Here is a 22832-nt window from a genome sequence, read left to right as displayed (position 1 = left end):
ACCATCGGTTACGGACTGCCGGACTTCGCAGAGGAACTCAACTACGGAGTCGATCTATCAACCATCTGAGGGTGGTATCAGATTGATGGGGTGAAGGTGCCCCATCAACCATTAAATCCGTATACCCCTTTTAACTAGCTCTTTGAATTAGGTCGGGCAGGTCAGTTTGGCGCATAAACGTTGCTACCAGGGCCTCAATGCCTGCTTGGTCTTGTTGTGTGAAGCGCGCCTCCAGCGGGCTATCCAAATCCAGTACGCCCCATAGGTTGCCATCGACTACGATGGGAATCACCAGTTCAGAGCGAGAGTTGGCGTCGCAGGCAATATGGTCGGCAACCGCGTGTACGTCGTCCACTCGCTGGGTAGTTTGTTGGCGAGCAGCCGCGCCGCATACGCCTTTGCTAAAGGGAATCGGGTGGCAGGCGGGCTGCCCCTGAAAAGGGCCTAGACCTAACACATCAGGCTGGCGTTGAAGGTAAAAGCCTACCCAGTTTAAGTCGCTAAGCTGTTGGTGAATAAACGCACAGGTTTGCGCGCTGTTGGTGAGCCAATCACGTGTATCGAGCAGCGCTTCAAGCTGTCGATTGAGAAGAGGGTAGTCAACACTGTTTTGCATGAGGGATCCTTTGCTACAAACGCAACAGGCCGACACTTTTGCATTTGGGGTTACCTATGCGTGTCGGCCTGACGTCATCTATTGATGGCTTGCGGTATTACTCGATCCAGCCAGGAACTGCTGCGCCTTTGAATAGTTCTTCGGCTTTCTCGATCACTTCATCACGCTGATAGGCGTCGACCAGTTGACGAATCTCTTCACGCTCTTCGTCACCGCCGCGAACCGCGATCAGGTTGACGTAAGGAGACTCGGGGCCCTCTTTGATCAAGGCGTCATCCAGGCTTAGGCCAGCAGGCTGAGCGAAGGTGTTGTTGATGAACGCCATGTCGACATCGGGCAGCACGCGGGGGAGCTGGGCGGCTTCAATTTCGCGGAAACGGAAGTCGCGGGGGTTTTCAGCGATATCGATCGGTGTTGATTCGAGAAATTCTGGATCGTTAAGGGTGATCAGGCCTTCGTTGTGCATCAGGATCAGCGCGCGACCTTCATTTGAAGGGTCATTGGGCAGTGCGATTTGTGCGCCGTCAGGCAGGTCGTCGATACTGTCGTATTTTTCTGAGTAAGCACCAATCGGGTATACGAAGGTGTAACCAGCGATTGCCAGGTCATAGCCACGATCGTCGACCATCGACTGCAAATAGGGTTCATGCTGGTAGGCATTGGCATCTAGGCTGCCGTCTGCAAGGGCTGCGTTCGGGGTAACGTAGTCAGTGAACTCGATGATTTCTACATTAAGGTCGTACTCTTCTTTGGCAATGCGCGCCGCAACTTCCATCACTTCTGTTTCAGGGCCCGCAACGGTGCCCATTTTGATGCTGCGCGTTTCAGCATTGGCGACGTTGACGGCAAGCGCCAGGGCGGTAAGGCTGCCAATAATCAGTTTTTGCATGAATCTCTCCAGTGGCATTTTGATAGATGGTGCAATGATGCGGCAATAAAAAACCGTTGTCTAATGCATTTTGGTTATAATGGATGACAAATAAGCGAGTGGCTATTTGCGATCGCTTTTGCGTACCAAGTAGTCGCCCAAGCTCTGAAAACCCTGCACCATGACGACCAAAATCACCACGGTAATCAGCATGATGGTTGGGTTGAAGCGGTTGTAGCCGTAGCGGATACCTAAGTCGCCGAGCCCGCCGCCGCCCACTGCGCCGGCCATGGCGGAGTAACTTACCAGCGTGACAACGGTAATGGTTAAACCCGTCATGATCCCGCCGCGAGCTTCCGGAATCAGCACCTTGCGAATAATTTGCCAAGGCGTTGCGCCCATGGCTTGGGCGGCTTCAATTAACCCTGGCGAGATTTCATTAAGTGCAGCCTCGACAAGCCGAGCGACAAACGGAATAGCGGCAATCGTGAGCGGTACCGACGCGGCATTAATGCCAATCGAGGTGCCCACCAACATGCGCGTAAAAGGAATGATCGCTACCATCAAAATAATAAACGGGATGGAGCGACCAACGTTGGTAATAATGCTCAGTACTTGATTAAGTACGGGCTTCGCCAATATTTGCCGTGGGCGTGTAACGTACAGCATTACCCCAAGGGGCAAGCCGACGAGGGTAGAAATAAGTCCTGAAACGGCCACCATATAAAGGGTATCCAGCGTGGCCTGTAAAATGAGATCAATCATTGCGCTGGACATGGCCGAGTACCTCCACTTGCAGTTGATGAGATTCGAGATAGTGCATGGCTTGCTGGGTTTGCGTCGGAGAGCCGAGTAGTTCCGCAATCATAAGGCCCAGGGTGCGCTCCTGAATCGACTCTACTTTTGCTTGTAAAATGCTGACATCGACCCCGCACTCTCGAGCAAGGCGGGAAATCAGCGGCGTCGAGACTGCATCGCCAGAGAAGGTTAGGCGTACCACAGGGTGGGTGTTTTCGCCTGGGGCATCAAGGAGTCTCTCAATCAGCTCTTTGGGCGGTGTTAGCTGGAGGAAGTCGTTAAGAAACTCACGACCAAGCTGGGTACGCGGAGCGGTAAAGAAGTCGCCGACTTCAGCGTCTTCCACCAGTTCGCCGTCCGAGATCAAACTCACCCGGTGGCAAATCGATTTGACCACTTCCATCTCGTGGGTGATCAGCAGGATGGTAATGCCCAGTTGGTGGTTAATATCGCGCAGCAGTTCCAGTATTGAACTGGTGGTTTGTGGGTCTAGCGCAGAGGTTGCCTCATCACAGAGCAACACCTGCGGCTTGCTGGCTAGCGCCCGGGCGATCGCCACACGCTGTTTTTGACCGCCGGAAAGCTGAGCAGGGTACTGGTTGGCCTTATCTGCCAGGCCTACCATCTCCAGGAGCGGAATAACGCGATCGCGGACGGTGTGGCGTTTTTGCCCCATTAGTTCTAGAGGCAGGGCAACGTTGTCGAACACCGTGCGTGTGGTCAATAGATTAAAGTGTTGAAAAATCATGCCAATACGGTGACGCGCACGATTAAGCGCGGCGTTACTCAGCTGGGTCATTTCCTGACCATCGACCGTGACGCTGCCGCTCGTGGGGCGCTCTAAGAGATTAACGCAGCGAATTAGCGTTGATTTACCTGCGCCGGAGAGGCCGATGACGCCGTGAATAGTGCCTTTGGGCACACTGAGAGTGGCATTTTTGAGTGCATGGACGGCATTTGCGCCGCTGCCCTTGTTGTTACTGAAATAGGTTTTACTGACGTTGCTAAGTTCAATCATAGCGTCTGCCTTAACGGTAGGCCGAAGACGGAGTGCGGGATGCGAGCTGGGGGAGGGCCAGTATCGAATAGAAAATAAAAAAGGCCACCCCAATGGGTGGCCATCAACGCTGGACACACCCGTTTAGCTGCACTTCACTCAATCAGTAGGCTAAATACTAAGCCATAGACTAGGTGGACGCCCGCAATCTGGGTACAAATCGGCGTCATTACATTTGCGGCAAAATTTTAGAGATAGGTCGCTGCCTTGTCAATTTTATCCATCTGATTTTATGTTGTAAGTCGCCGAGTCAGCATTATTTTCTGATTTTTATAAATATTTAAGTTTTTAGTTCTGTGCGTGCGTTTTTAAAGATGTGCAACTGGATGAAGTTACCTTGAGTTGAAAGCAGCCATAGAAAAGTCAATGGCGTAGAATGGCGGGATCAAGAAACCCTCAAGGCAGAATGCACGGCGGTGAGGGAGCAGTAGGAAGCTTGCGCCATTCATTGAGCGCTTTTGCTACTTGCTCTTTACGACTTATTTGAATTACACGGCTTTTTTATTAGATGAGGAGAAAGCGCCTTATGTTTACTGGCATTGTGCAAGGGGTAGCCAGGGTTGTGGCGGTACGCGAGCTGGATGATTTTCGCGTGCATGTGTTGGAAATGCCCCCCGCGATGCGCGAAGGGCTTGAGGTCGGAGCGTCTGTTGCTCATAACGGCGTTTGCTTGACGGTAACGGCCATAGAGGGGGATAGCGTTAGTTTTGATTTGATGCGTGAAACGCTGCGATTGACTAATCTTGGTGCAATCACCCCTGGGCAATGCGTCAATATAGAGCGCGCGGCGCGCTTTGGTGATGAGATAGGCGGACACTCCATGTCAGGCCACATCATTTCCATGGCAGAAGTGGTGGCCATCGAAGAGGCGCCCAACAACCGTCGGCTATGGTTTTCGCTGCCGGAACGACTAGGCCGATTCGTGTTTGAAAAGGGCTATATCGGGGTGGACGGTATTAGTTTGACCATTGGGGATGTACGCCCCACTGAAAGTGGGGATGTGGAGTTCAGCGTCAATTTAATTCCTGAGACACTGTCGCGTACCACGCTTCAGGATCGAGCCCCCGGGGATCAGGTCAATATTGAAATTGACCCGCAAACCCAGGTGATCGTTGAAACCGTTGAGCGAGTGCTTTCTCAAAAAAGCGGCGTTTAGTAAGTGACGCGGCAATGGCAATAATCAGCTTTTTTGGTTAATGGGTTGACCGATCGGTTAGTTTATGGCCTAAAGATTGCTAGACATTAGGCGGCGGGCGATTTCCGCCAACATTGGTCGCTACGCTGAGGCGCTCGCATCACAGCGAGCGTTTCGGTAGTATGTGCGGCTTTTCTCAGCACCAGAACGCATACTCATGCGGCGTTAGCGCTAAGGATAAAAAGATTCATGAAACTTCTGGATAACTATTTCAAGCTCTCCGAGCACAAAACCAACGTGAAGACAGAAGTTATCGCCGGGATCACCACCTTCCTGACGATGGCCTATATCATCTTTGTCAACCCGAGCATTTTGTCTGAAGCGGGGATGGACTACGGCGCAGTGTTCGTCGCCACTTGCCTAGCGGCAGCGATTGGCTGTTTCGTCATGGGGATGTGGGCTAACTACCCGATAGCTCAGGCGCCAGGCATGGGTTTGAATGCCTTTTTCACCTACGGCGTGGTTCTGGGGATGGGCTATACCTGGGAAGCTGCGCTGGGGGCGGTGTTCTTCTCAGGTCTAACGTTCTTCTTGTTGAGTATTTTTAAAATTCGCGAGTGGATCATTAACTCCATTCCTATGACGTTACGGTTGGGGATCGCCGCTGGTATTGGCCTTTTCCTGGCAATGATAGCGCTTAAGAACGCCGGTATCGTGGTTGCCAACCCCGCGACCTTTGTTTCCTTAGGTGATCTTTCCCAACCCGCGGCTATTTATGCGCTGCTGGGCTTCTTTGTGATTACCGCGCTCTCTTACTTGCGAGTGACTGGTGCCGTCATGATCGGGATTTTGGGGATTACTATTGTTGCAATGGTGCTCGGCCATAATGAGTATGGGGGCCTGATGTCGATGCCACCCTCTATTGCACCTACCTTTATGGCGATGGATTTGATGGGCGCGCTGGATGTGGCGATGCTTAGCGTGATCTTTGCCTTCCTGTTTGTGGATCTATTTGATACCTCCGGCACCCTGGTAGGCGTTGCTCACCGCGGCAAGCTGTTGGACAAGGATGGCAAGTTACCGCGCATTGGTCGCGCCATGATGGCCGACAGCACCGCGTCAATGGCGGGTGCCGCCTTGGGTACTTCCACCACCACAAGCTACATTGAATCGACGGCGGGTATCGCTTCGGGTGGCCGTACTGGGTTAACGGCGGTAGTGGTTGGTGTTCTGTTCCTGATCAGCCTGTTCTTCGCTCCGCTGGCGGGTTCTATTCCGGCCTACGCTACCGCAGGTGCGCTGCTGTATGTGGCGGTATTGATGGCAGGAAGTTTGGCTCACGCGAACTGGGAAGACCCCACCGACGCCGCGCCGGTACTGATTGCCGCCCTGGCGATGCCGCTGACGTTCTCGATTGCCGAAGGTATTGCGCTTGGCTTTATTAGCTATGTAGCGATCAAGGCGTTGTCGGGCCGTTTTGCCGACCTGAATCCGGCGGTGATTATTTTGGCGTTGCTGTTTGCGACAAGATACCTTTTCTTGGTTTGATTGATCATTACCACTTTTTATTACTCAATGAGAGACGCGATGAGCATCTACGGCGACTACATTAAGTCCGTCATTCGCACGGTTCCCGATTGGCCTGAACAGGGCGTGAACTTTCGCGACATCACCCCGTTGCTGCAAAATAGCGCGGCCTTTCGCAAGCTGATCGATAGCTTCGTTCACCGCTATCAGGAAATGAACCTGGATGCCATCGCGGCCATTGATGCGCGTGGCTTTATTATTGGTGCGCCGCTCGCTTATGAGTTGGGTTGCAGCTTTGTACCGGTGCGTAAGAAGGGCAAGCTGCCTTTCAAGACCATCAGCGAGACTTATAAGCTGGAGTACGGACATTCAGAGGTGGAGTTGCACTCCGATGCGTTCCAGAAAGATGACCGTATCCTGCTGATGGATGACCTGATCGCCACCGGCGGCACCATGCTGGCCGCGGCCAACCTCATTCAGCGCAGCGGTGGTCAGGTGGTTGAGACCGCCACCATTATTGATCTGCCCGAGCTGGGCGGATCGCAGAAAATTCGCGATGCTGGTTTCAGTGTATTCGCAGTTTGTTCTTTCAACGAAGACGAGTAATGCCCCATGAGCAGCGATCGCTACCACCAACACTTCACTGTCTCCTGGGATCAGTTGCACCGCGATGTGCGCACCTTATGCCATCAAATGATCGAGCGTGATTTTAAAGGCATCGTAGCGATTACCCGCGGCGGTTTAATTCCCGCCGCGCTGATTGCTCGGGAGCTTAATATCCGGCTGATCGATACCGTGTGTATTAAAAGCTACGACCATATGGATCAGGGTGGCCTGGATATCATGAAGGGCGTCGATCATGACGGTGAAGGTTGGTTGCTGGTCGATGACTTGGTGGATACTGGCAAAACAGCGCGGGCAGTACGTAAAATGCTGCCTAAAGCTCACTTTGTGACTATCTATGCCAAGCCGGATGGTCGTCCCTTGGTGGATCAATACCTGACCGAAGTTGCCCAGCAGTGCTGGATTCAGTTCCCCTGGGATATGGGTGTTGCATACGTTGAGCCGCTTGTTGATCAAATGAAGAGGTAATAATGGCCAATCCACTTCCCGACGATTGGAGTCAGTGGCTGGGTAATGAGTTTCAGGCTGACTATATGCTGGCGCTAAAAGATTTTTTGGCGCAGCAAAAAGCTGCGAAGAAGATCATATATCCCCACTCAACGCAGTGGTTTCGTGCCTTTGAACTGACCCCGTTGAACGAAGTGAAGGTGGTTATTTTAGGCCAGGATCCCTATCACGGGCCCAATCAGGCTCACGGTTTATGCTTTTCCGTGCAGCCCGGCGTACCCGTGCCACCGTCGCTGGTCAATATCTACAAGGAGTTGGCCACTGATGTTGGTTTTACCCCCGTGCGCCACGGCCATCTGGAAGCATGGGCCAAGCAGGGTGTGTTGTTGTTAAACACTTCGCTGACTGTGGAGCAGGGCAATGCGGCATCTCATCGCGGTAAGGGATGGGAGCCCTTCACTGACCGCGCGATTGAAACCGTCAGCCAGCACGCGCCGCCGTGTGTGTTTCTGCTGTGGGGCAGTCATGCGCGCCAGAAGAAGGCGTTAATCGACCAAAGGCGCCATTTAATACTGGAAGCCCCGCACCCATCACCGCTCTCTGCGCATCGGGGCTTTTTTGGTACCCGGCATTTTTCCCAAGCCAATCAATTTCTTCAGGCGCAAGGGCGAGCACCTATCGAATGGCAATTGCCTGAAACCCCTTAACCTCGTAAGTGGTTGCGGGTAGAATACGCGCAATTTTGTGCCTAGTTGATGCAACTTTGGTTGCCATTCTGAATCCCCTGCAGTGAGGAAGTCCCATGAGTGTTTACGCCATTAACCATCCGCTTGTACAACATAAGCTGGGTCTGATGCGCGAAGTTGACCTGAGCACTAAGAGCTTTCGTGAACTGGCAGGTGAAGTCGCCAAGCTGCTGACCTATGAAGCAACCAAAGGTCTTGAACTGGAAGATCATGAAATCCAGGGATGGAACGGTGAGCCAATTGCAACGCGCCGATTAAAAGGTAAAAAAGTCACCGTCGTACCGATTCTGCGTGCCGGGCTCGGCATGCTGGAAGGCGTAACGGATCTAATCCCGAGTGCACGGGTTAGCGTCGTAGGTCTGTATCGTGATGAAGAGACGCTGCAACCGGTGCCTTACTTTGCCAAGTTTGCCAACGATATCGAAGAGCGCATGGCGATCGTGATAGATCCCATGCTGGCCACCGGTGGTTCGATGGTCGCAACACTGGATATGCTGCGTGAGCGTGGCTGTGAGCATATGAAGGTGATTGTGCTCGTCGCGGCCCCTGAAGGTATCAAGCGGGTGCAGGACGCTTACCCCGATATTGAAATTTACACCGCCTCAATCGATGACCGCCTCGACGAAAATGGCTACATCGTCCCCGGATTAGGTGACGCTGGCGATAAGATTTTCGGAACGCGCTAAGCGTCCTTATATTGATTGCCCCTTACGCTTAGCGTCAGGGGCATTTTTTTGCACACCTACAATCGAATAATCACTAGGAATTCACTTATGCGTGAAGCTGCCAGTCAGGCTGAGTCGTGGCCAAAAGTCATTTTAACCGGCGCACAAATGCTATTTGTGGCGTTTGGCGCCTTGGTGTTAGTACCGCTTTTGACAGGACTCGACCCAAGCGTTGCGCTGTTCACGGCTGGGGTGGGAACCTTGGTATTTCATGGGGTCACCAAGCAGAGCGTGCCGGTGTTTTTAGCCTCATCGTTTGCCTTTATAGCGCCTATTCAAGGCTCTGTGGCGAGCTTTGGCGTTTCGGCAACCATGGGCGGGCTAATGGCAGCGGGGCTGGTCTATGTGGCGATCTCTCAGGTTGTGCGCTTAAAAGGCACCGCTTGGCTGCATCGCTTGCTGCCCGCTGTGGTGGTGGGGCCGGTGATTATGGTGATTGGCCTGGCGCTGGCGCCGGTGGCCGTAAGTATGGCGACCGGTGAAACCAGCGACAATATCGGCTATGGCGCGGCGATTTTCTTATCAATGACCAGCTTGCTAGTCACGCTTGTGTTGGCCGTTTTTGGTCGCGGGCTACTTCGCCTAGTGCCGATTATGGGGGGCATTATCACCGGCTATTTTTTAGCGTTGCTGATGGGGGTAGTCGACTTTACGCCAGTGCATGAGGCGGCGTGGTTATCGATACCCAGCTTTACCGCACCCAGTTTTCACTGGGCTGCCATTCTGTTTATGATTCCGGTCGCGATTGCCCCAGCGGTAGAACACATTGGTGATATGGTGGCCATTGGTTCGGTGACCCGCAAAAACTACCTGGAAAAGCCTGGCCTGCATCGAACTCTGTTAGGCGATGGGCTGGCGACCAGCGTAGCAGCGCTGTTCGGCGGGCCGCCGAATACTACTTACTCGGAAGTCACCGGGGCGGTAACGCTTACTCGGGCATTTAATCCCAAGTACATGATTGTTGCCGCGATTATTGCCATTGTGCTGGCGTTTGTGTCCAAGCTTGGCGCGTTGCTGCAGACCATTCCTGGCCCGGTAATGGGCGGTATAATGACGCTGTTGTTTGGCTCCATTGCGGTGGTCGGTATGAACACACTGGTACGTGCAGGACAGTCGCTGACGGCGCCGCGCAACTTGGTCGTGGTTTCGCTGATACTGGTGTTCGGGATTGGCGGCATGCAGTTTGGTGGAGGCCAGTTTACGCTGCAGGGCGTTAGCCTGGCCGCTTTGGTGGGTATTGCGTTGAACTGGCTATTACCCCGTGAGCAAGAGGGCGAGTAGAGTCATCCTCTATAACGCTGTGTGAATCGTTAGAATGGTAGCGTGAGTGATCATCAGGAGTTTAGGCAGCATGGAAAACGAACTAACCGCACCTTTTCCCATACTGGGGATTGCTGCCTGGAGCGGTACCGGAAAAACGACGCTGCTAGAAAAGCTGCTGCCACGATTAAGGGAGTATGGCTTGAGCGTCGCTGTCATCAAGCATGCTCACCACTCGTTTGATGTCGACCAGCCCGGCAAGGATAGCTATAAGCTGCGTAGCGCAGGTGCCGCCCCGATACTGGTGGCTTCCCGTCAGCGCTTTGCGCTGATGCAGGAAACCCCTGACCAGGAAGAGCCTGATTTAGCCCAGCTAATTGCCATGATGGTGCCGCACAAACCTGACCTGGTGATTGTCGAAGGCTTCAAGGCTTGGCCGATTCCCAAGCTGGTGCTATACCGCGAAGGGATTGGCGATGTGGATATTTTAACCGGCCGATGGGTTGAGGCAGTCGCTCTCAGTGCGCCACCGCCTATCGACCTGGCGGCTTCGGTGGCTCAGTTAGATCTAGACGATAGCGAAGCGGTTGCACAATGGGTAGTAACCTGGTTAAGCGCTAAAAACGATACGATGTCTTCAAAAAATACGTCTTCAAAACATATGTCTTCAAAACAGCAATGGTGACAACATGCATCTGACCCACCTTAATACCCGTGGCGAAGCCAATATGGTGGACGTCGGCGATAAGCTGGAAACCCGCCGCGAAGCAGTCGCCTCCGGGCGCATTATAATGCAGCCTGAAACGCTGAAATTACTTAGCGATGGTGAACTGCCCAAGGGCGATGTGTTGGCCACCGCGCGTATCGCTGGTATCCAGGCGGCCAAACGTACTCATGAGCTGATTCCTCTCTGTCACTCACTGGCGCTCTCCAAGGTTTCTGTTGAGTTCGATATTGATGTGGCCGAATCCTGCGTTCATGTGACCTCGCTGTGTCGCTTGAATGGATGCACCGGGGTCGAAATGGAAGCCCTTACCGCTGTCTCGGTAGCCTGTTTGACGCTTTACGATATGTGCAAAGCGGTCGATAAAGGTATGCGTATCGAGGCTATACAACTCGAGAGCAAGCAAGGTGGTCAGCGTGGCGACTACCAACGTATGAGCACCCAGGCGCCGATTGTTACCGGTGACGGCGTAGCCGGAGAAGTCAGCTTGGGGGAGCGCTGCCCTTCACCCTGTGTGCGGGTTAAGTTTTTAGCCGAACTGCGCGAGCGGGTAGGCGAAAGTGAGACCGTCGTGAGCCTCGATCAACTGGCTAGCCGCGACATTAGTGGATTAAAAGCCGCGCTGGCCGAGCAGGATAGTCGCTTTAAACAACTCACCGACCGGCGTACGCTGTGTGCGATTAATCAGGTCATGGCCAATGACGAGGCGTTAGTGACCGATGATGACGAAGTGGCGTTTTTCCCGCCAGTAACAGGGGGGTGAGGGTGGATAATAAGCTGGATATTAAAGTAACGATTCAAGCAGCCCCGTTTCCAATGGACTACGGCTATGACGATGCCTTGGCGGGGCGTAGTGATATTGGCGCGGTGGTGTGTTTTACCGGCTTAGTGCGTGATTTTAATGAAACGCCGGACGTCACAGGGTTAACGCTGGAACACTACCCGGGCATGACCGAGCGTACGCTGACGGAGATTGGTGAACAGGCTTGGCAGCGCTGGTCGCTCCAAGCGGTGCGGATTATTCATCGTGTCGGTTACCTGGGACCAGGCGATCCGATTGTGCGCGTACTCGTAGCCAGCGCACACCGGCGTGAGGCGTTCGAAGCCTGCGATTTTATTATGGATTACCTGAAAACCCAGGCGCCTTTCTGGAAGAAAGAGCACTCTGCCCAGGGCGAGTATTGGGTCAAAGAGCGTCACTCTGATCAACAGGACGCAGCGCGGTGGGAGTGAAGTGCCGCGTCACTGTGCTCGTTGCACTGACACGAAACTGTCATTGCGAACGCAGTGAAGCAATCTCGGGGGTAGGCGCCACCGCTGGTTGAGATTGCCGCGTCGCTGCGCTCCTCGCAATGACATAATAAGAAGGCTCCTCGCGGTGACACGAAACTGTCATTGCGAACGCAGTGAAGCAATCTGGGTTTTATAGCCGTCGTTGAATGATGCCGCTCTAACGGTTAGCGGCACTTTCATACGCAGCAGGTTCTGGCATTTCGGCGGCCATAATCTGTAGATGCACGTCGGGCAGGTGCTGCATATGCTCCGCCAGCCACTGAACCATGCGAGGCTGTAATGCTTGGCGCAAGTCGGCAAGCGTCTCTGCTGCAATCTCCTCAAGCTGATCATCCAGCCAATCATTAAAGCTATCTTCATCCAGCGGGCTGGCCCCCGAGGCATCCAGCATCAAACGGCCAATACGCGCCCATCCAGTGTCAGTCGCCGTCACTGGCAGCGCTAAGTATAAGCTACCGCGACGGGCCTTGTTGGCGTCGTGCACGTCAAGACCAGGATGGGGCACCACGCTGTTTTGACTGACTATGCAGGGCGGCTGCGGATAGCGCGACTCACAGCGCAGCCCGTGACTGTCAAAGCAAATTAGATCGCCGTTCACCGGCGCCAATGGAGCGCTAATGCCTAGCTGTTTGGCAATAGTCTGATGAGCCTGCTGATGGCGTGCTTCGCCATGCACCGGTATGAGATGTTTTGGCCTGACCCACTGATACAGCTTGATCAGTTCATCCTGGGCGGGGTGCCCGGTAGCGTGCAGCTCAGGGTGGTTGAACTCGTCGTAGAGGTTGACACCTAAGTGCGCCAAACGCTTTTTAAGCTGTTCAATGGGGCGTTCATTGCCAGGAATGGCTTTAGCCGAAAAAATAACGTTATCGCCCGGCTGAAGATCCACAAAAGGGTGGCGACCCTGGGCGAGACGCTGTAGCGCAGCACGGGGTTCGCCCTGGCTGCCGGTGGCGATAATCACCACTTCATCCGGGGGGAGGTAGCCTAGGTCATGATTGGGCACCAGCGGCGGTAAATCATCCATATAGCCGAGCCCCCGGGCAACGCTGACCATGCGCTCCATTGAACGGCCCATCAAGCTAATGCGTCGGCCACACTTCTGAGCGGCGCGCCCTATCGCTAACACCCGGGCAAGGTTACTGGCAAAGCAGGAGACCACCACCCGGCCCTGGCAGTTGCTGAGGGTTTTTGTCAGGGCGCGGGCGACGTCCCCCTCGCTGCCGGAGTGCCCGGGCATGGGGGCGTTAGTGGAATCGCCCACTACCAAGTCAACCGGGGCAAGGGACTTGAAGAGGGCTGCACTGATCGGCGTGCCGATAATCGGTTCAGGATCGAGTTTCCAGTCGCCGGTATGTAAAACGCGATAGCCACCGGCCATCATTATTAGCGCACAGCTTTCGGGAATGGAGTGGGTTAAAAGTAAATAGCGCAGCGTGAATGGCCCGCTCTCTAGGGCCTCGCCAGGTTCAATGACATGGATAGCCGCACTGCTAAGCTGATGCTCGGCAAATTTTAGCCGCAACAGGCCTGCCGCCAGCGGGGTGGCGTAAATGGGGCAGTTCCACATCGGCCATAGCCAGGCTGCGGCACCAATGTGGTCTTCGTGACCATGGGTGATAAATAGCGCTTTGGGCACGATCTCTAGTGCTTTCGGCGTATCAAGATTGGGTACCTGCAGTGGCGAGTTGGGAAGATCCTGGCGGATCATCATGCCGCAGTCCACGGCTATCCAGTGATCGTCATAGCCGTATAGCGTTAGATTCATTCCAATCTCACCGCATCCCCCCAGCGGCAACATGCGCAGCGGTGGACGACGACGGGGACGAATTTGAACGCGTGGTGAATGCATCTGTTATGAAAAACCTAAAAAGTAGTGACTTAACTATACGGGAAGGCAGGGGCAGCTAACAATCATCCATGGCCTTCCGATACACTATGCGACCTAAGCCGCTGGTTTGTCATAATTAACTTAGCAATAGGTCAAGAGTAGCTCACATGTCTCATTATTATCGTTTAGTAGTTTCCTGTCCTGACCGGGTGGGTATTGTTGCACGGGTATCGAGCTTTATTGCCCAGCAGGGCGGCTCCATTACCGAAGCCAGCCAGCACTCCGATTTAGAAACCGGCTGCTTTTTTATGCGCTACGAAATTCTGGCGGATTCGGTAGGTATGTCGGCGGAAGCGCTGAGCGCGGCATTTGAACCGATAGCCAGCGAATTCAATATGCAGTGGTCGCTGGTGGATACCCAGCAGCGTAGGCGCGTAGTGCTGATGGTGTCGCGGGAGTCACATTGCTTGGTAGATCTACTTTACCGCTGGCAGGCGGGGGAACTGGATTGCGACATTGTCGGGGTTATCTCCAACCATGATGATATGCGTTCGCTGACGGAGTGGTACGGTATTCCTTATCACCATGTACCGGTCGACCCCGACAATAAGCAAGCATCGTTTGCCAAGGTTCAGGCCGAAATCGACAGTGCCCGCGCCGACTGCGTGGTGCTGGCGCGCTATATGCAAATACTGCCCCCTGAGCTGTGCGCGCGTTATGCGGGGCGAGTGATCAATATTCACCACAGCTTTTTGCCCTCTTTTGCCGGGGCTAAGCCCTACCACCAGGCCTACCAGCGGGGGGTTAAGCTGATTGGCGCTACCTGCCACTATGTGACCGAGGAACTCGACGCAGGCCCTATCATCGAACAGGATATCCATCGCGTTAGCCACTGCCATACACCCACGGATTTAGTGCGCTTTGGACGTGATGTAGAAAAAGCCGTGCTCGCTCGCGGTTTGCGCTGGCACTTGGAAGACCGCGTGCTGGTGCACGGTAACAAGACAGTGGTATTTAGCTAACGCTCATCAACCTGAGAGGCAGCCATGTCATTCGCGCAAAGTGTATTAGCGCCCTGGGCGCTGCTGCTCACCTGGCTACTCTCGTTAGCAGTGATCGCATGGGCGCTTTGGGGGCGGCCCTGGCAGGTGTTGATAGCGGATTCAGCGCTTCAGCACCGCTGGCTGGGTGCTACGCTGGCGGTGATGCTGATGTGGCAGCTTCGTGCCCAGGCTGTTGATTGGCTAACGCTACACCTTGTTTTTACAGTATTGATGACACTCGTTTTTAAAGCGCCATTAGCGCTGATTAGCAACGTGCTGATCAACATTGCCATGGTGGTGATTGGCAGCAATGAGTGGATGTTGCTGGGGGCAAATGTGCTGGTTACCGGGATCGTCCCGGCGGCCGTTATTGGCACGGTATGGCGGCTGGTAGATCGCCGCCTGCCGGATAACTTGATGGTATTTCTGTTTGCCTGCGGCTTTTTTGGCGCGGCGCTGGCAACGCTGGGAGGAGGCTTGGCGGCGGTAGTGCTGATTATCGTCGCGGGTACAGACCCTGAGGCGATCTATCTCGCCCAGGAGTATGCGCGTTTTTTACCACTGCTAATGCCTTCAGAGGCATTTATTACTGGCATGCTGCTGAGCATCCTGCTGGTCTATCACCCAAACTGGGTGGCCACCTTCAATGACCACCGCTATATCGACCTGCAGTAGCGGATTTATTAGCCGAGTGCCTGGCCGTTGCCACCACGAATTACGCCGACTCCAACGCCTTCAATATCGAGCGCTTGAGAGCGCAGGTCGATTTCAATGGGCGCAAAATCAGGGTTCTCTGCAAACAGCGTCACTTGGTGCCCCTGGCGTTTGAAGCGTTTAACCGTTACTTCATCGTCCAGGCGGGCAACCACGATCTGGCCATCGCGAACCCGGTCAGTGCGATGAACCGCCAGTAAATCACCTTCCAAAATGCCAATATCCTTCATGGAAAGGCCGCGTACGCGCAGCAGATAGTCAGCTTTGGGAGTGAAGTACTCGGCCGGTAGCGGGCAGTAGCGATCAATATGTTCGGCGGCCAAAATGGGGCTGCCGGCAGCTACTTCCCCGATCACAGGCAGGCCAGTGGGTGGGGCTTCCACGTTGGTTGTGGGTAAGGCGGTGACTGCGCTATCCAGGACTTCTTGAGGTTCCTGGTTGGGCAGGCGGATGCCGCGAGAGGTGTTGCGGATAATGCGAATAACACCTTTGCGTTCCAGCGCGCGCAGGTGCTCTTCAGCCGCATTGGGTGAGCGGAAGCCAAGTGCTTTGGCAATCTCGGCGCGGGTAGGAGGGTAGCCAAATTCGCCCATGGTCTTAACGATAAAATCAAACACGTGCTGTTGGCGAGCGGTTAGCGGACGCGACATACCAGACTCCATAAATAGTGAATAGACAGTAACAAGTTAAATGTCGACTTAATCAATAAGTGTTTAAGTATACAGTATGTTCCTCTGTCCAGTATATGGCTTGTCAGTGCCTATTGCCGATGTCTATGCAATTTTTCTAATCGTTTGAAACTAAGTTTCTGCTTATTTAATACGTCACATTTTGTCAATAAATCAAGCGTTGAGCCCGCCTACGTTATGGCATAGTATTTTGCTATGTTTTAAACAACTGTTTCCCTGGAGAGCGACATGGCTCAATCTGATACGGTGACCCGTATACTCGACACCGCCGAGGTGCTGTTTGCAGAGCGGGGTTTTGCTGAAACTTCGCTGCGCAACATCACTAGCAAAGCGCGGGTTAACTTAGCCGCTGTTAATTACCATTTTGGTTCCAAAAAAGCCTTGATTCAGGCCGTTTTTGCCCGCTACCTGGATCCGTTTAGTCAGCGCTTTCATACTGCTCTAGATGAGCTCGAGGGCCAACACGCCGGGCGCGTTATCCCGCTGGAAACACTGCTCGAGACCATGGCAACTACCGTTCTCGCGGTGCCCGCCGAGCGCAATAGTTTGAAAGTGTTTATGCGCCTGCTGGGTCTTGCCTACAGTCAAGCACAGGGACATCTAAGACGTTATATCCAGGAAGAGTATGGCGATGTGTTTACACGCTTCACCGAGCTTGTGCGCAAAGCAACGCCGGATCTGCCTGACGCCGAGCGTTTTTGGCGGCTACACTTTGTGCTCGGCACGGTAATCTTTACCTTGTCTGGCCTCGATGCGCTACGCGATATCGCGGAGAAGGATTACCACGAGCAGGTCTCTGTGCGTGATTTGGTCAGGCGATTGCTCCCGGTAGTGGTGGCTGCTATGAATGCGCCGTTACCCATAGCCCTTGACGGTGCCAAGCCAGAAGAAGGAAAACATGCGAACTCCTACGCTAGCTGAGCTACCTCCAACGGAACATATCTGGCTGGAGATTGATACTACCGAACAGTTGCTGCGCTGTTGGCGAGGGCCAAAAGTGCTCCATGAGTGTTCTATTTCATCCGGTGCTGCCGGAAGCGGGGAGCGCAACGGCAGTGGTAAAACCCCTCGCGGGTGGCACTATGTGCGCGCGGCCATTGGCGGTGATATGCCCGAAAATGCGGTGTTTCGAGGTCGCCGCTGGACGGGCGAGACATTTTCGCCCGAACTCGCCGAAGAGCATCCAGAGCGTGACTGGATTCTGACCCGCATACTGTGGCTGTGTGGCTTGGAAAAGGGCGTGAACCGCGGTGGTCAGGTGGACTCGCAACGGCGCTATATTTACCTGCACGGGACGCCGCCTGACGAGCCCATGGGCGTTGCTGCGTCCCACGGCTGTATTCGTTTACGCAATAGTGATTTGCTCTATATCTTTTCGTTAGCGTTGCCGGGCACCCCTGTTTGGTTGCACGGTGGACGCCAGTCCTTTGACTGATCAGATTTTGACACCGCTAGACGATCGTCTAGAATCATCGCCCCTTTTCATGGACCTATCACGATGACTCAACCGTTAGGCCCGGTCATGCTTGACCTTGAAGGCCCAAAATTGACGGCTGCAGAAAAACGCTTGCTGCTAGAACCGACGGTAGGGGGCGTAATTTTGTTTGCCCGCAACGTTGAAAATGGCTATCAGGTTCGCAAGCTCTGCAGCGATATTCGCCGTGTGCGTGCTGATTTACTGCTTGCCGTGGATCAAGAAGGCGGTCGCGTTCAGCGCATAAAAGAGGGGTTAACACGCCTGCCTGCCATGGCGCGTATCGGCGAGTGTTACCGCGCTGCCCAGGGAGAGGGGCTGGCGTTAGCTAAAGATGCCGGCTGGTTGTTAGGGATGGAGATGGCTGCCTGCGGTCTGGATCTGAGCTTCGCCCCGGTACTTGATGTGGAGAGCGGTCTATCCAGCGTTATTGGTGATCGTAGTTTCAGCAGTGACCCACAGCACGTAGCCCAGCTGGGCAATGCATTTATTCAGGGGCTTCACGATGCCGGTATGGCCGCTGTGGGTAAGCACTTTCCCGGCCACGGTGGTGTCGCGGCGGACTCACACGTTGCATTGCCGATAGACGATCGCCCGCTAGAAGTGATGAAACAGCACGATCTTGTGCCCTTTACCCAGTTAGCTTCACAGTTAGATGGGATTATGCCTGCACACGTTATTTATAGTGCTTTTGATACGCGCCCAGCAGGCTTTTCACCCAACTGGTTGGGCATGCTGCGGGAATCGCTAGGCTTCAAAGGCTGCATTTTTTCAGATGACCTGAGTATGGCCGGCGCCCACGAGGCGGGAGACCCCAAAGCGCGTGCCCAGGCAGCGCTGGCAGCAGGCTGCGATATGCTGCTGGTATGTAATGACCGAGCCTCCGCGCTTGAAGTGATGGAGGCATGCCACGGAATCAATTCTAAGCGCCCCGCTAAGTTGCGCTATAGCCGTGCGCGCCCAGACCTAGATGCGCTGAGTGCATTGGGCCGTTGGCGTCGTACTCACGCTAAGCTGGAAGCGCTAGCGGATAAGCCCCAGTTCAGCGCAGAAGCCGAGTAAGCCCAGTGCGGAAGCAGAGTAAGCCCAGCGCTGAATAAATCTCTTACTTAAATAAATGAAGTTTTAACCCGCCGTGGAGTTGGTAGATGTCAAAGTTGGATAAAGAAGCATTAGAGTCGCTGGACTCGATGCGTGAGCTGATGGATAACGCCGACTGCCTAATTTCTCAGCAAGAGGTAGAGCGGGCGCTGGATCGTATGGCGGAAGAGATTACTCGGGATTTAGGCGATAAACTGCCGGTTTTTTACTGCGTAATGAATGGTGGCTTGATTACCACCGGTCATCTGCTTACCCGCTTGGGCTTTCCGTTGGAAGTAGATTATTTGCATGCCACTCGCTACCGCAACGAGCTGCGCGGCGGCGAGCTTTTTTGGCGCGTTTCCCCTGAAGTGCCCATGGCGGGCCGTCACGTAGTGATTGTTGACGATATCCTGGATGAGGGGGCGACCCTGGCGGCCATTTTGGCTTACTGCGAAGAGGCCCAGGCCGCCAGCGTTACCACAGCGGTGTTGGTCGATAAACAGCACAACCGCAAAGCAGTGCCTGGGTTGAAAGCCGACTACTGCAGCCTGGAAGTTGCCGACCGTTATGTGTTTGGCTTTGGTATGGATTACAAAGGCTACTGGCGCAACGCGCCGGGAATTTTTGCCCCCAAAGGCATGTAATCCACTGGGGGCTTGCGTAGTTTTTGTAGTAGTTTTTACATTAGCGGGGCGAGAAACGCCTCGCTAAGCCGGTTTCAGCAATCATCCGCGTTGAAATCTCCTCCACCGAGAAGCGTGTCGCATCGATGAAGGGAATGTGCATGGTGCGGTAGAGCGACTCGGCCTGTTCCACTTCTTGTAGGCACTGATCCATCGAGCTATAGCGGCTATTGGGGCGTCTCTCGTTGCGAATTGCCGACAAGCGTCGCGCATCGATGGTTAACCCAAACAGCTTTTGCCGATGGGGCACGAGCGCCTTGGGTAGCTTCAGCATGCCATCTTCGTCTAAATCGTCTTCCGTCAGCGGGTAGTTAGCCGCCCGAATGCCAAACTGCAGCGCCAGATAAAGCGAGGTAGGTGTTTTGCCGCAGCGCGAGACGCCAACCAGGATGATATCCGCTTTATCGTATTGGTGGGTGCGTGCACCGTCATCATTATCTAGCGCGAAGTGGACGGAGTGGATACGATCCATGTAGACATCATCGCTGCCTATCGAGTGAGTGCGCCCAACGCTGTAGGAGGAGTGGGTCTCTAGTTCTTGCTCTAAGGGCTCCAGAAAGGTGGAAAAAATATCGACCTTAAAGCCGGACGCCTTACGAATAACGTCGCGTATTTGTTGATCCACAATGGTGTCAATGATAATGGGGCGATGACCATCCCGGTTGGCTGTCGACTCAATAATCGCTGCTAACGCCTGCGCTTTTTCCAACGTATCGATATAGGGCTTGGTCTGCATATCGATCTCAACATCGCTGAACTGGGCCAGCAAGCTACGTCCTAAACTTTCCGCCGTGATGCCGGTACCATCTGAAATAAAAAAAGCCGTACGTTTCATAACTAAGTCCACGGGTGAGTGATACGGCTATTGTGAGCCGAGCTGTTTGTCAGCACAACGTGTCATCATTGGGCGTTTTGGCGGGCTCAAATGTATCTGACTACATAAATAGCCCAAAAAGCCCTGCTGTTGTAAAAATCCTCCACTCTCTTCGCTATTAGACCAATGGCGAATATATTGGCGTGGTGCTAGGGTGTCTCAATCAATTATCCATGATCGTCAAGGTCATGCAGATATCTATGAGCGAGGGGGTTACGTGGAAGAGTACATTCTGTGGTTCGATCAGCTGGGCATGGCGGACGTCGAACGCGTAGGTGGTAAAAACGCCTCGCTGGGTGAAATGATTTCTAACCTGTCCGGTGCTGGCGTGACGGTTCCTGGCGGTTTTGCCACCACCGCCCACGCTTATCGTGAATTTCTCTCCCACGAAGGATTAAACGAGCGCATTAATGCCACCCTGGCCCGTCTGGACGTCGATGACGTTAAAGCGCTGGCTGAGGCGGGCCGCAATATACGCCAATGGATCATCGATACGCCGCTACCTCCTACCTTTGAATCGGCCCTGCGCGATGCCTACGGCCAGCTGCAGCACCCGCAACTGAAAGTAGCCGTGCGCAGCTCAGCCACCGCGGAAGATCTACCCGACGCTTCCTTTGCAGGCCAACAGGAAACCTTCCTGAATATCGAAGGCTTCGACAATATCAAGCGTGCAGTGCACGAGGTTTTTGCCTCGCTGTTTAACGATCGTGCGATCTCCTACCGAGTGCACCGTGGCTACGCCCACGAAAATGTTGCCTTGTCGGCGGGCGTTCAGAAAATGGTGCGTTCAGAGACCGGTGCGGCAGGCGTTATGTTTACCCTGGACACCGAATCCGGCTTTAAAGACGCCGTTTTTGTCACTGGCTCCTGGGGCTTGGGCGAAACCGTGGTGCAGGGTGCAGTCAATCCCGACGAGTTCTACGTGCACAAGCCGACCCTGGCGGCGGGCCGCCCGGCGGTGCTGCGCCGTAATTTAGGTTCCAAGCTGATCAAGATGGTTTATGGGCAGGATGCCAGCGCCGGTAAATCGGTTGAGACCGTCGATGTGCCCCATGCCGACCGCGGCCGCTTCTGTATCAACGATCAGCAAGTGATGGATCTGGCCCGACAGGCGATGACTATCGAGCAGCACTACCAGCGGCCCATGGATATTGAGTGGGCGTTGGATGGCGATGATGGTCGGCTTTACATCGTCCAGGCGCGTCCTGAAACGGTGGTCTCTCAGCAGGAGGGCGGTAAACTCGAGCGCTTCCAGCTGCGTGAAAAGGGTCGTACGTTAATAACCGGCCGAGCGATTGGTCAACGTATTGGCCGGGGTACCGTCAAAGTCGTGCTCAGCCCTGATGACATGGATAAGATCCATGATGGCGATATCCTGGTCACCGATATGACCGACCCGGATTGGGAGCCGATCATGAAACGTGCTTCCGCGATCGTCACCAATCGCGGTGGGCGTACCTGTCATGCAGCGATTATCGCCCGTGAGTTGGGTATTCCCGCTGTCGTTGGCTGTGGTGATGCGACTACCCAGTTAAAAGAGGGTATCGATGTCACGGTTTCTTGTGCGGAAGGCGATACCGGCAATGTGTATGAAGGGTTGTTGGAGTTTGATTGCAAAGTCTCCAGCGTCGATGCGATGCCGGAAATCCCCTTTAAAATTATGATGAATGTGGGCAACCCTGACCGCGCCTTTGGGTTTGCCAGTCTGCCTCACGCAGGCGTGGGTTTAGCGCGTTTGGAATTTATCATTAACCGCATGATCGGCGTCCACCCTAAAGCGCTGTTGGAGTACGACACGCTGCCGGTTGATTTACAGCAGGTGATCGATTTACGTACTGCGGGTTACACCGACCCGGTCAGCTTCTATGTCGATAAACTGGTTGAAGGTATCTCCACGCTAGCGGCAGCGTTTCATCCCCAGCGCGTCATCGTGCGGCTGTCCGACTTTAAGTCCAACGAATACGAAAACCTGATTGGCGGCAAACTCTATGAGCCGGGGGAAGAGAACCCCATGCTCGGTTTCCGGGGGGCATCGCGCTACATTTCAGAGGCGTTCAGGCCCTGCTTTGAACTCGAGTGCCAAGCGCTCAAGCGGGTGCGTGAAGAGATGGGCTTCGAGAATATCGAAATCATGGTGCCCTTTGTGCGTACCACCGACGAAGCACGTGAGGTGGTAGAGCTGTTGGCGGCTAATGGCCTCGAACGTGGCGGCCCCACAGGGCTTAAAGTGATTATGATGTGCGAGCTTCCCGCCAATGCACTGCTGGCCGATGAGTTTCTGGAGTATTTTGATGGTTTCTCCATTGGCTCAAACGACCTGACCCAGCTAACGTTAGGGTTGGATCGTGATTCCGGCATCGTGGCGCATCTGTTTGACGAGCGTAATGGGGCGGTTAAAAAGCTCCTGGCCATGGCCATTCAAGCCTGTAAGGCGAAGGGCAAATATGTTGGTATCTGCGGACAGGGGCCGTCAGACCATCCTGACTTGGCTAAATGGTTGATGGAGCAGGGTATCGATTCTGTATCACTCAACCCCGATGCGGTGCTGGAAACCTGGTTTATGCTGGCAGGGCAAAAAATCGAGTAGTTATATTTATTTTAACTAATTTACGCCCGGCCAT

24 protein-coding genes are annotated in these 22832 nt (G+C 54.1%); 17 read left to right on the top strand and 7 right to left on the bottom strand.

Features of this window, described 5'->3' with window-relative positions; all coding sequences use genetic code 11:
- Positions 1-130: 130 nt before the first annotated feature.
- From E0L35_RS22685 to E0L35_RS22670, 4 genes are all read right to left on the bottom strand, one after another.
- Positions 131-616 carry a GAF domain-containing protein gene (locus tag E0L35_RS22685; RefSeq protein ID WP_138801492.1) on the bottom strand — a complete coding sequence of 162 codons (486 nt, stop codon included), beginning with the start codon at positions 614-616 and terminating at the stop codon, positions 131-133.
- 97 nt (positions 617-713) lie between these two features.
- A complete protein-coding gene (locus E0L35_RS22680; RefSeq protein WP_138801491.1) occupies positions 714-1505 on the bottom strand; it encodes a MetQ/NlpA family ABC transporter substrate-binding protein in 792 nt (263 codons plus the stop codon).
- 102 nt (positions 1506-1607) lie between these two features.
- Positions 1608-2261: a methionine ABC transporter permease gene (locus E0L35_RS22675; protein ID WP_022523240.1), complete on the bottom strand. Its 654-nt coding sequence runs from the start codon at positions 2259-2261 to the stop codon at positions 1608-1610.
- Positions 2242-3300: a methionine ABC transporter ATP-binding protein gene (locus E0L35_RS22670; RefSeq protein ID WP_022523241.1), complete on the bottom strand. Its 1059-nt coding sequence runs from the start codon at positions 3298-3300 to the stop codon at positions 2242-2244. The genes E0L35_RS22675 and E0L35_RS22670 overlap by 20 nt, the downstream gene beginning before the upstream one ends.
- A gap of 565 nt (positions 3301-3865) precedes the next feature.
- Here E0L35_RS22670 and E0L35_RS22665 point away from each other — a divergent pair.
- The 10 genes from E0L35_RS22665 to moaE all read left to right on the top strand — a co-directional run bounded on the left by E0L35_RS22665 (position 3866) and on the right by moaE (position 11760).
- Positions 3866-4495, top strand: a complete 630-nt coding sequence (locus E0L35_RS22665) for a riboflavin synthase (protein ID WP_022523243.1) — start codon at positions 3866-3868, stop codon at positions 4493-4495.
- A gap of 228 nt (positions 4496-4723) precedes the next feature.
- Positions 4724-6022 (top strand): NCS2 family permease, encoded by a 1299-nt coding sequence (locus E0L35_RS22660; protein ID WP_009286934.1) that lies wholly within the window; start codon positions 4724-4726, stop codon positions 6020-6022.
- Between the two features lie 39 nt (positions 6023-6061).
- Positions 6062-6607, top strand: coding sequence for an adenine phosphoribosyltransferase (locus tag E0L35_RS22655; protein ID WP_022523244.1), 546 nt, complete (start codon positions 6062-6064; stop codon positions 6605-6607).
- Positions 6608-6613: 6 nt separating this feature from the next.
- Positions 6614-7093 carry a xanthine phosphoribosyltransferase gene (gene gpt / locus E0L35_RS22650; protein WP_009286932.1) on the top strand — a complete coding sequence of 160 codons (480 nt, stop codon included), beginning with the start codon at positions 6614-6616 and terminating at the stop codon, positions 7091-7093.
- A 2-nt stretch (positions 7094-7095) separates the two neighbouring features.
- The gene (gene ung / locus E0L35_RS22645; RefSeq protein ID WP_009286931.1) at positions 7096-7779 is read left to right on the top strand and encodes a uracil-DNA glycosylase; all 684 of its coding nucleotides are present in this window, start codon (positions 7096-7098) and stop codon (positions 7777-7779) included.
- Positions 7780-7874: 95 nt separating this feature from the next.
- Positions 7875-8504, top strand: a complete 630-nt coding sequence (gene upp / locus E0L35_RS22640; protein ID WP_009286930.1) for a uracil phosphoribosyltransferase — start codon at positions 7875-7877, stop codon at positions 8502-8504.
- Between the two features lie 87 nt (positions 8505-8591).
- Positions 8592-9824: a uracil-xanthine permease family protein gene (locus E0L35_RS22635; RefSeq protein ID WP_138801490.1), complete on the top strand. Its 1233-nt coding sequence runs from the start codon at positions 8592-8594 to the stop codon at positions 9822-9824.
- 70 nt (positions 9825-9894) lie between these two features.
- Positions 9895-10488 (top strand): molybdopterin-guanine dinucleotide biosynthesis protein B, encoded by a 594-nt coding sequence (gene mobB, locus E0L35_RS22630; RefSeq protein WP_138801489.1) that lies wholly within the window; start codon positions 9895-9897, stop codon positions 10486-10488.
- A gap of 4 nt (positions 10489-10492) precedes the next feature.
- Positions 10493-11290: a cyclic pyranopterin monophosphate synthase MoaC gene (gene moaC, locus E0L35_RS22625; RefSeq protein WP_138801488.1), complete on the top strand. Its 798-nt coding sequence runs from the start codon at positions 10493-10495 to the stop codon at positions 11288-11290.
- A 2-nt stretch (positions 11291-11292) separates the two neighbouring features.
- A complete protein-coding gene (gene moaE / locus E0L35_RS22620) occupies positions 11293-11760 on the top strand; it encodes a molybdopterin synthase catalytic subunit MoaE (RefSeq protein ID WP_223827940.1) in 468 nt (155 codons plus the stop codon).
- A gap of 217 nt (positions 11761-11977) precedes the next feature.
- Here the strand turns inward: moaE and E0L35_RS22615 are convergent, their stop codons facing one another.
- On the bottom strand, positions 11978-13588 hold the full coding sequence (locus E0L35_RS22615) for a ribonuclease J (RefSeq protein ID WP_138801495.1): 1611 nt from the start codon (positions 13586-13588) through the stop codon (positions 11978-11980).
- 230 nt (positions 13589-13818) lie between these two features.
- Between E0L35_RS22615 and purU the strand changes: the two genes are divergently transcribed.
- Both purU and E0L35_RS22605 read left to right on the top strand, forming a co-directional pair.
- Positions 13819-14673, top strand: a complete 855-nt coding sequence (purU, locus tag E0L35_RS22610; protein ID WP_009286925.1) for a formyltetrahydrofolate deformylase — start codon at positions 13819-13821, stop codon at positions 14671-14673.
- Between the two features lie 24 nt (positions 14674-14697).
- Complete coding sequence (locus E0L35_RS22605) at positions 14698-15369, top strand: energy-coupling factor ABC transporter permease (RefSeq protein WP_022523250.1); 672 nt, start codon at positions 14698-14700, stop codon at positions 15367-15369.
- An 8-nt stretch (positions 15370-15377) separates the two neighbouring features.
- On the opposite strand, the gene lexA is transcribed toward E0L35_RS22605, so the two are convergent.
- Positions 15378-16058: a transcriptional repressor LexA gene (lexA, locus tag E0L35_RS22600; RefSeq protein ID WP_022523251.1), complete on the bottom strand. Its 681-nt coding sequence runs from the start codon at positions 16056-16058 to the stop codon at positions 15378-15380.
- Positions 16059-16325: 267 nt separating this feature from the next.
- Here lexA and E0L35_RS22595 point away from each other — a divergent pair, with 267 nt between their 5' ends.
- The 4 genes from E0L35_RS22595 (at position 16326) to E0L35_RS22580 (ending at position 19298) form a co-directional block, all read left to right on the top strand.
- Complete coding sequence (locus E0L35_RS22595; RefSeq protein ID WP_022523252.1) at positions 16326-17018, top strand: TetR/AcrR family transcriptional regulator; 693 nt, start codon at positions 16326-16328, stop codon at positions 17016-17018.
- Positions 16996-17532, top strand: a complete 537-nt coding sequence (locus E0L35_RS22590; protein WP_022523253.1) for a L,D-transpeptidase — start codon at positions 16996-16998, stop codon at positions 17530-17532. The genes E0L35_RS22595 and E0L35_RS22590 overlap by 23 nt, the downstream gene beginning before the upstream one ends.
- Before the next feature lie 63 nt (positions 17533-17595).
- Positions 17596-18633, top strand: a complete 1038-nt coding sequence (nagZ, locus tag E0L35_RS22585) for a beta-N-acetylhexosaminidase (RefSeq protein WP_022523254.1) — start codon at positions 17596-17598, stop codon at positions 18631-18633.
- Between the two features lie 86 nt (positions 18634-18719).
- Positions 18720-19298 carry a hypoxanthine-guanine phosphoribosyltransferase gene (locus E0L35_RS22580; RefSeq protein WP_009286922.1) on the top strand — a complete coding sequence of 193 codons (579 nt, stop codon included), beginning with the start codon at positions 18720-18722 and terminating at the stop codon, positions 19296-19298.
- A 40-nt stretch (positions 19299-19338) separates the two neighbouring features.
- On the opposite strand, the gene E0L35_RS22575 is transcribed toward E0L35_RS22580, so the two are convergent.
- Positions 19339-20172 (bottom strand): pyruvate, water dikinase regulatory protein, encoded by an 834-nt coding sequence (locus tag E0L35_RS22575; RefSeq protein WP_022523255.1) that lies wholly within the window; start codon positions 20170-20172, stop codon positions 19339-19341.
- A gap of 256 nt (positions 20173-20428) precedes the next feature.
- Between E0L35_RS22575 and ppsA the strand changes: the two genes are divergently transcribed.
- Positions 20429-22798 carry a phosphoenolpyruvate synthase gene (gene ppsA / locus E0L35_RS22570; RefSeq protein WP_138801494.1) on the top strand — a complete coding sequence of 790 codons (2370 nt, stop codon included), beginning with the start codon at positions 20429-20431 and terminating at the stop codon, positions 22796-22798.
- The last annotated feature ends 34 nt before the right edge of the window (positions 22799-22832 follow it).

Origin of the sequence: Halomonas sp. ATBC28, from assembly GCF_005937175.1 — a bacterium.
GTDB lineage: Bacteria > Pseudomonadota > Gammaproteobacteria > Pseudomonadales > Halomonadaceae > Vreelandella > Vreelandella titanicae.
Note: the sequence above shows the minus strand (reverse complement) of the source record. Positions and strands in the feature narration are given on the sequence as shown.

Coding starts and splice junctions, on each gene's coding strand:
- E0L35_RS22685 (WP_138801492.1), bottom strand. CDS start 616: ATGCAAAACAGTGTTGACTACCCTCTTCTCAATCGACAGCTTGAAGCG.
- E0L35_RS22680 (WP_138801491.1), bottom strand. CDS start 1,505: ATGCAAAAACTGATTATTGGCAGCCTTACCGCCCTGGCGCTTGCCGTC.
- E0L35_RS22675 (WP_022523240.1), bottom strand. CDS start 2,261: ATGTCCAGCGCAATGATTGATCTCATTTTACAGGCCACGCTGGATACC.
- E0L35_RS22670 (WP_022523241.1), bottom strand. CDS start 3,300: ATGATTGAACTTAGCAACGTCAGTAAAACCTATTTCAGTAACAACAAG.
- E0L35_RS22665 (WP_022523243.1), top strand. CDS start 3,866: ATGTTTACTGGCATTGTGCAAGGGGTAGCCAGGGTTGTGGCGGTACGC.
- E0L35_RS22660 (WP_009286934.1), top strand. CDS start 4,724: ATGAAACTTCTGGATAACTATTTCAAGCTCTCCGAGCACAAAACCAAC.
- E0L35_RS22655 (WP_022523244.1), top strand. CDS start 6,062: ATGAGCATCTACGGCGACTACATTAAGTCCGTCATTCGCACGGTTCCC.
- gpt (WP_009286932.1), top strand. CDS start 6,614: ATGAGCAGCGATCGCTACCACCAACACTTCACTGTCTCCTGGGATCAG.
- ung (WP_009286931.1), top strand. CDS start 7,096: ATGGCCAATCCACTTCCCGACGATTGGAGTCAGTGGCTGGGTAATGAG.
- upp (WP_009286930.1), top strand. CDS start 7,875: ATGAGTGTTTACGCCATTAACCATCCGCTTGTACAACATAAGCTGGGT.
- E0L35_RS22635 (WP_138801490.1), top strand. CDS start 8,592: ATGCGTGAAGCTGCCAGTCAGGCTGAGTCGTGGCCAAAAGTCATTTTA.
- mobB (WP_138801489.1), top strand. CDS start 9,895: ATGGAAAACGAACTAACCGCACCTTTTCCCATACTGGGGATTGCTGCC.
- moaC (WP_138801488.1), top strand. CDS start 10,493: ATGCATCTGACCCACCTTAATACCCGTGGCGAAGCCAATATGGTGGAC.
- E0L35_RS22615 (WP_138801495.1), bottom strand. CDS start 13,588: ATGAATCTAACGCTATACGGCTATGACGATCACTGGATAGCCGTGGAC.
- purU (WP_009286925.1), top strand. CDS start 13,819: ATGTCTCATTATTATCGTTTAGTAGTTTCCTGTCCTGACCGGGTGGGT.
- E0L35_RS22605 (WP_022523250.1), top strand. CDS start 14,698: ATGTCATTCGCGCAAAGTGTATTAGCGCCCTGGGCGCTGCTGCTCACC.
- lexA (WP_022523251.1), bottom strand. CDS start 16,058: ATGTCGCGTCCGCTAACCGCTCGCCAACAGCACGTGTTTGATTTTATC.
- E0L35_RS22595 (WP_022523252.1), top strand. CDS start 16,326: ATGGCTCAATCTGATACGGTGACCCGTATACTCGACACCGCCGAGGTG.
- E0L35_RS22590 (WP_022523253.1), top strand. CDS start 16,996: ATGCGAACTCCTACGCTAGCTGAGCTACCTCCAACGGAACATATCTGG.
- nagZ (WP_022523254.1), top strand. CDS start 17,596: ATGACTCAACCGTTAGGCCCGGTCATGCTTGACCTTGAAGGCCCAAAA.
- E0L35_RS22580 (WP_009286922.1), top strand. CDS start 18,720: ATGTCAAAGTTGGATAAAGAAGCATTAGAGTCGCTGGACTCGATGCGT.
- E0L35_RS22575 (WP_022523255.1), bottom strand. CDS start 20,172: ATGAAACGTACGGCTTTTTTTATTTCAGATGGTACCGGCATCACGGCG.